Raw genomic sequence first — 12,688 nt, 5'->3', positions numbered from 1 at the left:
GGCTTGTCGGTGGGCGGCGAGTACGGCACCACGGCCACCTACATGAGCGAAGTGGCATTGCGCGGCCAGCGTGGCTTCTATGCTTCGTTTCAGTACGTGACCCTGATCGGCGGCCAATTGCTGGCCGTGTTGACCGTGGTGATTCTCCAGCAATTTCTTACCACAGAAGAACTGCGCGCCTACGGCTGGCGTATCCCGTTCGTCATCGGCGCGGCGGCGGCGGTCATTGCGTTGCTGCTGCGTCGTACCCTGAATGAAACCACCACGGCTGAAAGCCGACAGGACAAGGACGCGGGCAGCATCGCGGCGCTGTTCAAGCACCACAAGGCAGCGTTCATCACCGTGCTGGGCTACACCGCAGGCGGGTCGCTGATTTTCTACACCTTCACCACGTACATGCAGAAATACCTGGTCAACACCGGCGGCATGGAAGCCAAGACCGCCAGCTACATCATGACTGGGGCGCTGTTCCTGTATATGTGCATGCAGCCGTTCTTCGGCATGCTTGCCGACCGCATCGGCCGTCGTAATTCGATGCTGTGGTTTGGTGCGCTCGGTACGTTATGCACGGTGCCGATTCTGCTGACCCTGAAGACCAACACCAATCCCTTCGTGGCGTTCATGTTGATCACCGCGGCGCTGGCAATTGTCAGCTTCTACACCTCGATCAGCGGCCTGGTGAAGGCCGAGATGTTTCCGCCACAGGTGCGTGCGCTGGGTGTCGGTCTGGCTTATGCCGTGGCCAATGCGGCCTTCGGCGGCTCGGCCGAATTCGTCGCCCTGAAGCTCAAGAGCGCGGGCATGGAGAACAGCTTCTACTGGTACGTGACGGCAATGATGGCTGTGGCGTTCCTGTTCAGCCTGCGCTTGCCTAAACAGCCTGCCTATCTGCATCACGATCACTGATCGACCGGCGTTAAAAAACCCGCATCTCTCAGACTGTGTGAAGACTTGGCAATCTGCTCACAGGTTGGAGAAAATGCCCGTATCGCAAGATACGGGCATTTTTCTTATGCACTGTATCCGGGGTGAAAACCGCTCTCAGAGCGCGCTTTTTCAACTCTCGCTGGACGAGCTCATTCCGGACGATCATCTGGTACGGGTGATCGAAGCCTGCATGGTTTGAGCAATCAGGCTTCGATAAAGCCAGGGCTATCGGGCGCCCGTCGTACGATCCTGCCTATCTACTCAAGCTCTCTTTATTTTTTAAATCCCAGAAAAGCAAATGCCCCGACAAGTCGGGGCATTTGCTTGAATCCGCTACGGACTGCGTTTTCACACAGTCTGATTTTTGCTGGCTTTTTTGACGTATCAGCGTGACTGGATCAGAACAGCTGGATCGACGGTTTCTCTTTGTCGATGGTCGCTGTCTGGCCTGTCTTCTCATACCAGCCACCACCGAGGGCCTTGTACAGGTTGACCTCGCTGGTCAGCTGCGCCAGACGGTCGGTGATCAGCGTTTGTTGCGCACTGAACAGCGAGCGCTGGGCATCGAGGAAGGTCAGGTTGCTGTCGATACCGATCCGGTAGCGACGCTCAGCCAGACGGTAGTAGTCCTGGTTGGCAGTCACGAAATCACGCTGCGCCTGCAACTGTTCGTCATAGGTCTTGCGTGAAGCCAGGCCGTCGGACACTTCCTGGAAGGCGGTCTGAATCGCCTTCTCGTAATTGGCGACACTGATTTCCTTCTGGATCTTGGAGTAGTCCAGGCTGGCGCGCAGGCTGCCAGCGTTGAAGATCGGGATGTTGATGCTTGGCTGGAACAGCCAGGCACCCGAACCACCCTTGAACAGCCCGGACAATTCGGTGCTGCTTGTTCCTGCGCTGGCCGTCAGGCTGATGCTGGGGAAGAACGCGGCACGTGCGGCGCCGATGTTGGCATTGGCAGCCTTGAGCGTGTGTTCGGCTTGCAGAATGTCAGGACGACGCTGCAGCAGATCCGATGGCAGACCTGCCGGCATTTCCGTCAGCATGTCGGAGTCGAGCAACTGGCTGGCAGGCAGGTTTTCAGGCAGACCGGTGCCGAGCAACAGCACCAGGCTGTTCTGGTCCTGTGCCACCAGACGCTGATACTGCGCCAGGCGGGCACGGGCGCTTTCGACGGCGGTCCGCGACTGGCTCAGGTCCAGTGCCGAAGAAACGCCGACTTCATTGCTGCGCGAGGTCAGGCGATAGCTTTCTTCGTAGGTCTTGAGGGTGTCCTGCGTCAGCTTGAGCAGTTCCTTGTCGGCCTGCCAGGTCAGGTAGGCGTTGGCCACGTTGGCCACCAGACTGATCTGGGTGCTGCGACGCGCTTCTTCACTGGAGAAGTAGGTTTCCAGTGCTTCTTCGCTGAGGCTGCGCACGCGGCCGAACAGGTCCAGCTCATAGGCGCTGACGCCCAGAGTCGCTGAATAGCTGCTGTTGATTGCCGATTGCCCGGTCTGCGACTGGTCGGCAGGCACGCGTTGACGGCTGCCGCTGCCGGTTGCGGAGACCGCGGGCAGCAGGTCGGCACGCTGGATGCGGTACTGCGCACGGTAGGCGTCGATGTTCAGCGCTGCAACGCGCAGGTCACGGTTGTTGACCAGCGCAGTCTGGATCAGGCGCTGCAGCGCCGGATCACGGAAGAACTCGCGCCAGCCCTGTTCGGCCGCGGCCATTTTGGCCGCTTCGGCCGGCGAGTACGCCGGGCCTTGCGGGTATTGAGCGGCAACCGGGGCTTCCGGCTGCTTGTACTCGGGGATCAGAGAGCAGCCGCCGAGAATGAACGCGGTTACTGCCAGGGAGATCAGGGACTTGCTCATTGGCCAGCCTCGGTATGTTTGACTTGTTGCTTGTTTGATTTGTCTTTGCCCTTGAACACCGACGACACCGCGACGTAGAACATAGGGACCCAGAAGATCGCCAGGATCGTTGCCGTGATCATACCGCCGATCACGCCGGTACCGATCGCGTGCTGGCTGCCCGAGCCGGCACCGCTGGAAATGGCCAGCGGAACCACACCGAGGATGAACGCCATGGACGTCATGATGATCGGTCGCAAGCGCATCCGGCAAGCTTCCATCGCCGCTTCGACCAGGGACTTGCCCTGTTCATGCAGTTCCTTGGCGAACTCGACGATCAGAATGGCGTTTTTCGCCGCCAGACCCACCGTCACCAGCAGGCCCACCTGGAAGAACACGTCGTTGGACAACCCGCGCAGGCTGGTCGCCATCAGGGCACCGATCACACCGAGTGGCACCACCAGCATGACCGCGATCGGGATCGACCAGCTTTCATACAGTGCTGCCAGACAGAGGAACACCACCAGCATGGACAACGCATACAGGGCAGGGGCCTGGGAACCGGAGAGGCGCTCTTCGAACGACAGGCCGGTAAACGAGTAGCCGATGCCGGCAGGCAGTTTCTTGGCGATGGCTTCGACCTCTGCCATAGCCTGTCCGGAGCTGTAGCCCGGTGCGGGTGTACCCAGCACTTCCATGGCCGCTACACCGTTGTAGCGTGACAGTTTGGGCGAACCGTAGATCCACTCGCCACTGGCGATGGCCGACAAGGGCACCATGGTGCCGCTGTCGTTGCGCACGTACCACTTCTGCAGGTCTTCAGGCGTCATTCGGCTGAAGGCTTCACCCTGGACGTACACTTTCTTCACGCGACCACGGTCGATGAAGTCGTTCACGTAACTGCCGCCCAGTGCAATGGACAGGGTCTGGTTGATGTTGGACAGAGTGATACCCAGCGCGCTGGCCTTTTCGTCGTCCACGGTGAGCTGATACTGCGGCTCATCGTTCAGGCCGTTCGGGCGCACGCCCGCCAGAATCTTGCTCTGCGAGGCCATGCCCAGGAACTGATTGCGCGCATCCAGCAGTTTCTGGTGGCCGACGCCGCCCTGATCCTGCAAGTACACGTCGAAACCGGTGGCGTTACCCAGTTCCAGTACCGACGGCGGCACGACCGCGAAGACCATCGCGTCACGGAAGCTGGCGAAATGCGCCTGAGCCCGTTCGGCGATCTTGAACACGGTGGTTTCGGCGTCACGCTCGTCCCACGGTTTGAGCATCACGAACGCCAGGCCCGAACTCTGGCCCCGACCGGCGAAGTTGAAGCCGTTGACGCTGAACACCGAGTTCACGCCCTTGCCTTCACCGTTCTCCTTGTCGAGCAGGAAGTCGCGCATATCATCGATGACTTTCTGCGTACGTTCGGCGGAAGAACCGGCCGGCGTCTGCACCTGGGCGAAGATCACGCCCTGGTCTTCTTCGGGCAGGAAGGCGGCCGGGATGCGGGTAAACAGCCAGACCATGCCCGCAACGATGATCAGATACACGACGAAGGCGGGCAACTTGTGAGTCACCATGCGCTTCACGCCGTTTTCGTAGCTGACCACGCTGCGGTCGAAGGTGCGGTTGAACCAGCCAAAGAAGCCGCGCTTGGGTTGACCGTGTTTCTCCGGGTCGATCGGCTTGAGCATGGTGGCGCACAGCGCCGGGGTGAAAATCAGGGCCACGAGCACCGACAGGGCCATCGCGGACACGATGGTGATCGAGAACTGTTTGTAGATCACCCCGGTAGAGCCGCCGAAGAACGCCATGGGCAGCAGAACCGCCGACAGCACCATGGCGATACCGACCAGGGCACCCTGGATCTGATCCATGGATTTTTGCGTGGCCTCCTTCGGAGACAGATGCTCCTCGGCCATCACCCGTTCGACGTTCTCCACCACCACGATGGCGTCGTCCACCAATAGACCGATGGCCAGAATCATGCCGAACATGGTCAGCGTGTTGATGGTGAAACCGAACGCGGCAAGGATGCCGAACGTGCCCAGCAATACGACGGGTACGGTCATCGTGGTGATGATCGTGGCGCGCAGGTTCTGCAGGAACAGGTACATCACCAGGAACACCAGCACGATCGCTTCGATCAGGGTGTGAACCACACCGCTGATCGATTCGGTGACGGTCGGGGTGGTGTCATACGGGTAGACGACTTTCATGCCCGGCGGGAAGAAAGGCTCCAGCTCGCTGATGGTGGCGCGGATCGCTTTGGCGGTATCCAGGGCGTTGGCACCGGAAGCCAGCTTGATCGCCATACCGGAAGCCGGTTTGCCGTTGAACTGCGCGTCGATGCTGTAGTTCTGGCCGCCCAGGGCGATGCGTGCCACATCCTTGAGGCGAACCTGCGAACCGTCGGTGTTGACCTTGAGCAGAATGTTGCCGAACTGTTCAGCGGTCTGCAGGCGGGTCTTGCCGATGATGGTGGCGTTCAACTGTGTGCCGGGCAGTGCTGGCAGGCCGCCGAGCTGGCCGGTCGCGATCTGCACGTTCTGCGCGCTGACGGCGGTGGTCACGTCCACAGGGGTCAGCTGATAGTTGTTCAGCTTGGCCGGGTCCAGCCAGATACGCATGGCGTACTGCGAACCGAAGACCTGGAAGTCACCCACGCCGGACGTCCGCGAGATCGGGTCCTGAATGTTGGAAACGATGTAGTTGGACAAGTCTTCGCGGGTCAGGCTGCCGTCTTCGGCCACCAGACCGATCACCAACAGGAAGTTCTTCACCGACTTGGTCACGCGCAGACCCTGTTGCTGCACTTCTTGCGGCAGCAGCGGGGTGGCCAGGTTCAGCTTGTTCTGTACCTGTACCTGAGCGGTGTCCGGGTTGGTGCCCTGGTTGAAGGTCACGGTAATGGTCATGCTGCCGTCGGAGTTACTGTCCGAGGAGACATAACGCAGATTGTCGATACCGTTGAGCTGCTGCTCGATGATCTGCACCACGGTGTCCTGCACGGTCTGTGCGGAAGCTCCCGGGTAGGTGACCTGAATATCGATTGCGGTCGGCGCGATGGCCGGGTATTGGTTGATGGGCAGCTTCATGATCGAGAGCGTGCCTACCAACATGATCACCAGGGCTAATACCCAGGCGAAGATGGGGCGGTCAATAAAGAATCTGGACATCTATTACTCACCTTTGCCAGTGGCAGCGGGGGCAGACTGTTCTGGCGTGAGGTTGGTTGCTTCCTTGACCTTCACTTCGGCGCCTGGTTTGACGTACTGCAGGCCTTCGGTAATCACCCGATCACCTTCGGCCAGACCTTTCTCGATCAGCCAATAGGCGCCGGCGGTACGGTTGGCGACCAGCTCACGCTGCTCGACCTTATTGTCCTTGTTGACCACCAGAGCGGTCGGCGTACCTTTCAGGTCGCGGGTCACGCCCTGTTGCGGCGCGAGAATCGCCTTGCTGCTGACGCCAGCCTGCAAGCGGGCGTGAACGAACATGCCGGGCAGCAGCACGTGATCCGGGTTGGGGAACACGGCGCGCAGTGTCACCGAGCCGGTGGCCTGATCCACCGACACCTCGGAGAACTCGAGCTTGCCTTCTTTGGCGTATTCACTGCCGTCTTCAAGGGTCAGTTTGACCGACGCAGCATTGTCACCAGACTTCTGCAATCTGCCGCTGGCCAGATCGCCACGCAGTTTGAGCATCTCCGCCGACGACTGGTTGACGTCCACATAGATCGGGTCCAGCTGCTGGATGGTTGCCATCGCCGTGGTCTGGGCACTGCTGACCAGTGCACCTTCCGTCACGGCGGAACGACCGATGCGGCCGGAAATCGGCGCCAGCACCTTGGTGTAACGCAGATTGATCTGAGCGGTCTGCAAGGCAGCCTGAGCTTCCTGAGTGCTCGCCAGCGCGGTGTCGTATTCCTGACGGCTTACCGCCTGCTCGTTGACCAGTTGCTTGTAGCGATCGGACATCGACTTGGCGGATTGCAGGGTGGCCTTGGCGCTGTTGGCGTTGGCTTCATAGATAGCCGGATCGATCTGATAAAGCTGCTGCCCGGCCTTGACGTCACCCCCTTCGGTAAACAGACGCTTGAGGATGATGCCGTCTACCTGAGGGCGGACTTCGGCCACACGGAACGCGGTGGTCCGACCGGGAAGCTCGGTTGTCAGGGTATACGGCTGGGCTTTGAGGGTGACTACACCGACCTCAGGGTTTTGCGGAGGCGGTGCCTCCTGCTCCTTCTTGCCACAACCGCTAAGCAGGGTTGCCAGGGCGACGGCAGTGACCAGAACGGTAACAGCTGGCTTGAATTGCATGAAGATCCTCGGGGCAGGAGCCTGTTTATTCAACAGAGTGTTGAAGTGTTAAAAAATATTTCGGCTAGATAAGTAGCATGCTAATGAATATACTTACATTCACGGTTGTTTGTAAACACCTGTGATGCGCATTCGGCCACCACGCGGACGACCGATTGCAGAGTCGGGACAAGGCGAGACAAATGCCGCCCGGTACGACCCCACGCATTCAGCGACACAGCCATGCGGGGGTGAATTTTTCGAGGTTTTATTGCCATGGTTCGTCGCACCAAAGAGGAAGCTCAGATCACCCGCAGCCAGATTCTGGAGGCGGCCGAGCAGGCTTTTTACGAGCGAGGTGTCGCTCGCACGACGCTGGCGGATATAGCCACCCTTGCCGGTGTGACGAGAGGCGCCATCTATTGGCACTTCAATAACAAAGCTGATCTGGTGCAGGCGATGCTGGACAGCTTGCAGGAGCCGCTCGACGAAATGGCGCAGGCCAGTCAGGACGAGGACGAGGAAGATCCGCTGGGTTGCATGAGGAATCTGTTGGTCCATCTGTTTCATGAGCTCGCACTTGACCCGAAAACCCGTCGCATCAATGAAATCCTTTTTCACAAGTGCGAGTTTACTGACGAGATGTGTGATTTCCGTCGTCAGCGTCAAGACAACGCTATCCAGTGCCATGAGCGCATTCGCCTGGGCTTGAGCAACGCCGTTCGCCAGGGACAGTTGCCAGCCGGGCTGGACACGGCTCGTGCGGCGGTCGCCCTGTTTTCTTACATCAACGGCATCATCTACCAGTGGCTGTTGGTACCTGACAGTTATTCTCTGCCTTCGGAATCCGAACAGCTGGTGGATGTATGCCTGGATATGCTGCGTTTCAGTCCGACCCTGCTGATGCCTGAGCATCGGACTTAAGCGTGACCCAATATAACGCCCTCGGGTTCCGAATGGGCGTTTGTCATTTCAATTTAATCCCGATAACCGGAAAGTTTACCTTTTGCTGACGTTCGCCCCCGTAAAACAGGCGTCCGCAGCCAGCCGCTACTGTAAGGGATGACATAAGTTTGTAGGACATTGGTAGGACATTTCCTGAAACATGTAGCTGATTTCCCAAACTAAATTCCGTGTATTGCTCCGCCTCGAAACTCCCTTCACTCTTCGCCCCTTGATCGACAAGGAAAGAGGGAAGTTGCATGTTCAGGCGAAATTCTGCGCCTATATGCTTTGAAAACAAGCTCGATTGTGCAAAAGGCTGCAGGGCCGCCGAGTGCCTGGGCCGGTTTGTATCATGGACGGTGAAAAGTGCGCGCACGGTCTTTACCGGGGTTCTCACCTCCGGGTCTGGCTATCGACGGAGGTCGTGGTGATGTCGGAAATCGTGCCCGATTGCGTGGGTTCGTTGGCGCGACTTGAACGCCAGGCGCAACGCATCGCTGTGGATTCGGCGCTAGGCATGCCGGTCGTGCGTCTCGGGCTGATCACCACGCTGTATTTCAGAAACGGGCATACACCGGAAGTAAAACAACGCGTAGACGCCTGTTTCGCCCGCTTCTACGAAGCGTTCAAGCCGGTACTCAAATGGCAACTCTATAAACGCATGCGCCGTCTGACCCCGTCAGGATTCGCCGCCTGCCGACGGCAGGTCGTGCAGAGTGCTGCGGATGGCCAGTTCGTCTGGTCGATTGCCAGTGCCACTCAGGCCGAAGTCGCCCATCACAGCCTGTTTGTCATGAATACCTCCGCTGGACAGGCCGCGACGGATCTCTCGTGCCTGAAAATGGTCTTGCCCTGGTCGTACCTGACCGAGCCCGAGGGGTTGAAAAACTATGAGACGTGGATTCGCTATCTGAGCAACGAAGTGCAGGCCGAGCACGGTTTCGGCGGGCTGGCGTGCATTCTTCCGTGTGATGGGCATCAGTACCTGTCCTGGGAATATCGTCTGGCGCAGCAGCATGTCGGGCTGATGGTCGATCCCGGGCCGCATATAGAAAGCCTGCGTCTGCTGGACCGGATCAAAGGCGTGAGCTGGTACACGGTTCTGGGCGAGTCGTTCGTCAGACGGTTGGGCAGCAGTGACCGGCTGCGTGCGCAACTGAGCGGGTACAGCGATATCGTTTTTCACGCCTACAGCGCCGGGCTGATGATCCGGGCGGGAAGGGTGCCGGAACTGGGTGATCGAGGTAGGCCTGCGCCCGTGTCCTATGTGGCCGTGAACAAGGCCATCAAGCCTATTCGCTTGCAGGACACCGGCAATCTCCATCCGTACCTGGCGCCTGGCCTCGGCTTCACCGAAGAAACCACTGCGCATTGGTTCGCCCGTTTCGATGAAAAAGCCCCGCAACCGGTCGAGGCCGGTCGTGCGTGTCCGCGGGCCGGTTATTGGTTCAGCAACGCGCGGGCGCGTTCTCGCCGGTTTTTCAATGAAAGCGAAATCATGCCCACGTTCGAACACTTGAAGGGCAAGAAGACCCAGTGGTTCTGGGCGACCGAGGCGGAGTGACGACCAGGCTCTGTAGGAAAAGTGGCTGCGCTCGGTGATGCTGCGTTAAAAACAGGCCGGGAATGCTCATTTACAACCCGTAGGCTTCGCATCGTCGCCTGTTTTTGCCTGGCCTGACCTTCGCTCGCCGACTTTTCATAAAGAGCTAAAGAGCTTGGCTTCCCGTTGTCTGAGCGCTCTGTTCACGGCCGCGCAGCAGGGTGTTGGGCATTGCCCACGCAGCTGCGATGCCCAGCAGCGAAATGGCGGCGCTGGTGATCAGCAGATGCCTGAAGGTCAGCGCCAGTTCGGCGCGCAACGTTTCCAGCGCGGGGCCGGTGGCGGCGTTCAGGCTGTCGAGCAACACGTTGCCCGAAGCGCCTTCATGGCCAATGACGCCCGCTTCCAGCTGGCCGACACCCGTGTGTTGCAGCATGGCCAGCAGCAGGGCGGACATCAGCGCGACGCCGACCGCGCCGCCCAGTGAGCGGAACAGATTGGTGGTGCTGGTGGCCACGCCCATGTCTCTGACATCGACCGAGTTCTGCGTGCCGACCAGTGAGGTGGGGAACTGCATGCCCGAGGCGATACCGGTCAGGATCATGAACAGGCTCATCCACACGATCGATTGCGGCGGGGTGAACGCCATACCGAGAATCGCGAACGGCATGAGCACGGCGCCGGTGGCGATCAAAGGCTTGTAGCGGCCGGTCAATGCCGTGCGCCGTCCGGCAAAATACGCGCCCATTGGCATGCCCATGGCCAGAGGCAGCAAATGAAGCGCGGCACTGTCGGCGCCGCCACCGGTCACGGTCTGATAACGCAGCGGCATCAGTACGATCAGCGAGATGGCCTGGAAGCTGGTGAAAAATACCGTGCACCAGCAGAGCACTGCACTGCGGTTGGCGAACAGGTGCATCGGCAACAGCGGCTCGGCCGTGCGCCGCTCGTACCAGACGAACACGGCCAATGCCAGCAGCGCGATCCCCAGAAGCGCTTGAACCTCCAGCTCATGCAACCCATGACCCTGACCAATTTCCGTGATGCCCAGCAGCAAGGCGGTCAGGCCGATGATCATCAAGACGGTGCCCAGATAATCAATGATCGGCTTGCGTTGCGGAACGGGCAGACCGATCAGCGTACGCCAGGCCACCAGCCATGCCGCGATGCCCAGCGGCAGATTGATCAGAAACACCCAGCGCCACGACAGGTATTCAGTCATCAGGCCGCCCAGCACTGGGCCGGCGACACTGGCGACGGCGTACATGCTGCTGAAATAACCCTGATAGCGTCCTCGTTCACGCGGCGGGACGATGTCGGCGATGATCGCCTGACTGACCGACACCATGCCGCCTGCGCCGATGCCTTGCAGCACTCGCGCCAGCACCAGTTGCTCCATGCTCTGGGCAAATCCGCAGAATAACGACGCGAGGGTGAACAGACCCAGGCCGAACAGCATCAGCTTGCGGCGCCCATACAGATCGCCCAGCTTGCCGTAAATGGGCACGGCCACGGTCAACGACACCATGTAGGCGGAAATCACCCAGGCCAGCAGGTCGATGTCCTTGAACTGCGCGGAAATGGCTGGCATCGACACGGCGACGATGGTCTGGTCGAGGGCGCTGAGCAGCACGGCCATCATCAGTGCAAACAGAATGCTGCGGATAGCGGTAGGCGTGTAAGTAAGACTGGTCAAGGCAGAACCTGATGGCAGTGTTGACCCGCCCCGAGGGTGGCGGGAGAAGTCTGGCCAGTCTAATCCGATAGCTAGCTAATCGATAGCTGCCTTTGTTCGCTCGGCGATGGAATGCGTCAATCGATGTCAGTCATCGCAGCGCACTGAAGGTCGCGCCGGTCGGTACGCAATGGCCGATGGTGCAGCCGATCACCACAGGCGCCTGACGCGTCATCTCGTTGCGATAGACACCCGCCGCGTAAACGCCGATCACGGCAAGGACACCTGCAACAGCCATGCATTTTCTTGTTATCGCTTTCATGTCGCACTCCTCACTTCATCCGCAGAGCAGTTTGAAAGAGCTGATTGAAAGTGTAGGACAGGAACTGCGAGTGTGCAGGAAGGTGCGGTCGACACAGCGTCAGCCTGACGCGCTAAAATCCGCGTTTTATCCACGGGCAGGTGCAAGACTGATGGCGCGCAAGGAATACGAAGAATTCGAAGCGGTATCCGCGGTGATTCCTGGGGAAGATGGCTATCGCGCGGCGATTGCAGTGAAGGCTCGGGCGGGCGGTGCGCCACGGTTTCATGCGGTGCTGCCGGGGCAGACGTTCAAAACGGCCAGCGAGGCCGACCTGGCCGCGATTCCGGAACTGGAGCGGCTGGCCGGCGTCGATACCGAGGGTGAGCTGGTGTGGGGCGCGGCTTGATCAGGCGCTCGGCCTGAACATTCTGAACAATGCCTCAGGGCCCAGCTGGAAATAATCGGCAGGGCCACCGCCGCGCAGAATCGGCTCGGCGGCCGCTGTGTCATAGATACCATCCTTGAGCAGCGACTTGGCGATGTGTACCGCCACCACTTCACCCAGGATCAGCCAGCTCGGCACGACTTCCTTGTCGGCACGCTGCAACTGAATAATCTGCGTCACCTTGCATTCGAACGAAACCGGCGTTTCCAGCACGCGCGGCACGGCTACGATGTCCGAGGCCAACGGCGTCAGGTTGGCCAGTTCGAATTCGCTCACGTCCGCGCCAACGGGGGCGCAGGTCTGGTTCATGGCTTCAGCCAGAGAACGCGTGGCCAGGTTCCAGACGAACTCGCCGGTCTGTTCGATGTTATTGAGACTGTCTTTGCGCCCGACGCTGCAGAAGCCGATGATCGGCGGCACGTAGTTAAAGGCGTTGAAGAAGCTGTATGGCGCCAGATTCAGCTTGCCATTGGCATCCTGGGATGAAATCCAGCCAATGGGGCGCGGCCCGACAATCGCGTTGAACGGGTCGTGAGGCAGGCCGTGACCTTTGGACGGTTCGTAGGAGTGAATAGCGTCTGACATGCGTGATTCCTGATCGGCTCAATAACGGGGGTTGGCAGCATAGTGCTGCGCTTTGACAGCGGATACCAGCGTCTCGTGCATTCTTCCAGACATTGAAAAGCCCGGCGTGTGCCGTAATGCTGTTCACT

11 protein-coding genes and 1 pseudogene are annotated in these 12,688 nt (G+C 59.6%); 5 read left to right on the top strand and 7 right to left on the bottom strand.

What is annotated here, in order from left to right; translation table 11 throughout:
* Both BZK31_RS26435 and BZK31_RS26430 read left to right on the top strand, forming a co-directional pair.
* Positions 1-906: MFS transporter (locus BZK31_RS26435; RefSeq protein WP_083186178.1), on the top strand; the 906-nt coding region annotated here is incomplete at its 5' end.
* 106 nt (positions 907-1,012) lie between these two features.
* A pseudogene (locus tag BZK31_RS26430) lies at positions 1,013-1,205 on the top strand (transposase); the annotation flags it as partial.
* Between the two features lie 120 nt (positions 1,206-1,325).
* Here BZK31_RS26430 and BZK31_RS26425 read toward each other — a convergent pair.
* The 3 genes from BZK31_RS26425 to BZK31_RS26415 are packed head-to-tail and all read right to left on the bottom strand — an operon-like array spanning position 1,326 to position 7,084.
* On the bottom strand, positions 1,326-2,786 hold the full coding sequence (locus BZK31_RS26425) for an AdeC/AdeK/OprM family multidrug efflux complex outer membrane factor (protein ID WP_083186177.1): 1,461 nt from the start codon (positions 2,784-2,786) through the stop codon (positions 1,326-1,328).
* Positions 2,783-5,938: an efflux RND transporter permease subunit gene (locus BZK31_RS26420; RefSeq protein WP_083186176.1), complete on the bottom strand. Its 3,156-nt coding sequence runs from the start codon at positions 5,936-5,938 to the stop codon at positions 2,783-2,785. Before BZK31_RS26420 ends, BZK31_RS26425 begins: the two co-directional genes overlap by 4 nt.
* 3 nt (positions 5,939-5,941) lie before the next feature.
* On the bottom strand, positions 5,942-7,084 hold the full coding sequence (locus BZK31_RS26415) for an efflux RND transporter periplasmic adaptor subunit (protein WP_083186175.1): 1,143 nt from the start codon (positions 7,082-7,084) through the stop codon (positions 5,942-5,944).
* 255 nt (positions 7,085-7,339) lie between these two features.
* Here BZK31_RS26415 and pmeR point away from each other — a divergent pair, with 255 nt between their 5' ends.
* The gene (gene pmeR, locus BZK31_RS26410) at positions 7,340-7,987 is read left to right on the top strand and encodes an auxin-lysine conjugate-binding transcriptional regulator PmeR (protein WP_083186174.1); all 648 of its coding nucleotides are present in this window, start codon (positions 7,340-7,342) and stop codon (positions 7,985-7,987) included.
* A gap of 43 nt (positions 7,988-8,030) precedes the next feature.
* Here the strand turns inward: pmeR and BZK31_RS29600 are convergent, their stop codons facing one another.
* Positions 8,031-8,384, bottom strand: a complete 354-nt coding sequence (locus BZK31_RS29600) for a hypothetical protein (RefSeq protein WP_157900803.1) — start codon at positions 8,382-8,384, stop codon at positions 8,031-8,033.
* 117 nt (positions 8,385-8,501) lie between these two features.
* Here BZK31_RS29600 and BZK31_RS26405 point away from each other — a divergent pair, with 117 nt between their 5' ends.
* Positions 8,502-9,572, top strand: coding sequence for a DUF3396 domain-containing protein (locus tag BZK31_RS26405; RefSeq protein ID WP_244182743.1), 1,071 nt, complete (start codon positions 8,502-8,504; stop codon positions 9,570-9,572).
* Positions 9,573-9,717: 145 nt separating this feature from the next.
* Here the strand turns inward: BZK31_RS26405 and BZK31_RS26400 are convergent, their stop codons facing one another.
* Both BZK31_RS26400 and BZK31_RS29795 read right to left on the bottom strand, forming a co-directional pair.
* Complete coding sequence (locus tag BZK31_RS26400; protein ID WP_083186172.1) at positions 9,718-11,247, bottom strand: MDR family MFS transporter; 1,530 nt, start codon at positions 11,245-11,247, stop codon at positions 9,718-9,720.
* A gap of 130 nt (positions 11,248-11,377) precedes the next feature.
* Positions 11,378-11,548, bottom strand: a complete 171-nt coding sequence (locus BZK31_RS29795; RefSeq protein ID WP_167378117.1) for a hypothetical protein — start codon at positions 11,546-11,548, stop codon at positions 11,378-11,380.
* A gap of 151 nt (positions 11,549-11,699) precedes the next feature.
* Between BZK31_RS29795 and BZK31_RS26395 the strand changes: the two genes are divergently transcribed.
* A complete protein-coding gene (locus tag BZK31_RS26395) occupies positions 11,700-11,936 on the top strand; it encodes a hypothetical protein (protein ID WP_083186171.1) in 237 nt (78 codons plus the stop codon).
* On the opposite strand, the gene BZK31_RS26390 is transcribed toward BZK31_RS26395, so the two are convergent.
* A complete protein-coding gene (locus BZK31_RS26390) occupies positions 11,937-12,560 on the bottom strand; it encodes a flavin reductase family protein (RefSeq protein ID WP_083186170.1) in 624 nt (207 codons plus the stop codon).
* Positions 12,561-12,688: the final 128 nt, after the last annotated feature.

It is taken from the genome of Pseudomonas floridensis (assembly GCF_002087235.1).
Lineage (GTDB): Bacteria > Pseudomonadota > Gammaproteobacteria > Pseudomonadales > Pseudomonadaceae > Aquipseudomonas > Aquipseudomonas floridensis.
Note: the sequence above shows the minus strand (reverse complement) of the source record. Positions and strands in the feature narration are given on the sequence as shown.

What these genes read in the sequence shown, in the direction of transcription:
- pmeR (WP_083186174.1), top strand. Translation starts at nt 7,340, where the DNA reads ATGGTTCGTCGCACCAAAGAGGAAGCTCAGATCACCCGCAGCCAGATT.
- BZK31_RS26420 (WP_083186176.1), bottom strand. Translation starts at nt 5,938, where the DNA reads ATGTCCAGATTCTTTATTGACCGCCCCATCTTCGCCTGGGTATTAGCC.
- BZK31_RS26395 (WP_083186171.1), top strand. Translation starts at nt 11,700, where the DNA reads ATGGCGCGCAAGGAATACGAAGAATTCGAAGCGGTATCCGCGGTGATT.
- BZK31_RS26390 (WP_083186170.1), bottom strand. Translation starts at nt 12,560, where the DNA reads ATGTCAGACGCTATTCACTCCTACGAACCGTCCAAAGGTCACGGCCTG.
- BZK31_RS26415 (WP_083186175.1), bottom strand. Translation starts at nt 7,084, where the DNA reads ATGCAATTCAAGCCAGCTGTTACCGTTCTGGTCACTGCCGTCGCCCTG.
- BZK31_RS26425 (WP_083186177.1), bottom strand. Translation starts at nt 2,786, where the DNA reads ATGAGCAAGTCCCTGATCTCCCTGGCAGTAACCGCGTTCATTCTCGGC.
- BZK31_RS29795 (WP_167378117.1), bottom strand. Translation starts at nt 11,548, where the DNA reads ATGAAAGCGATAACAAGAAAATGCATGGCTGTTGCAGGTGTCCTTGCC.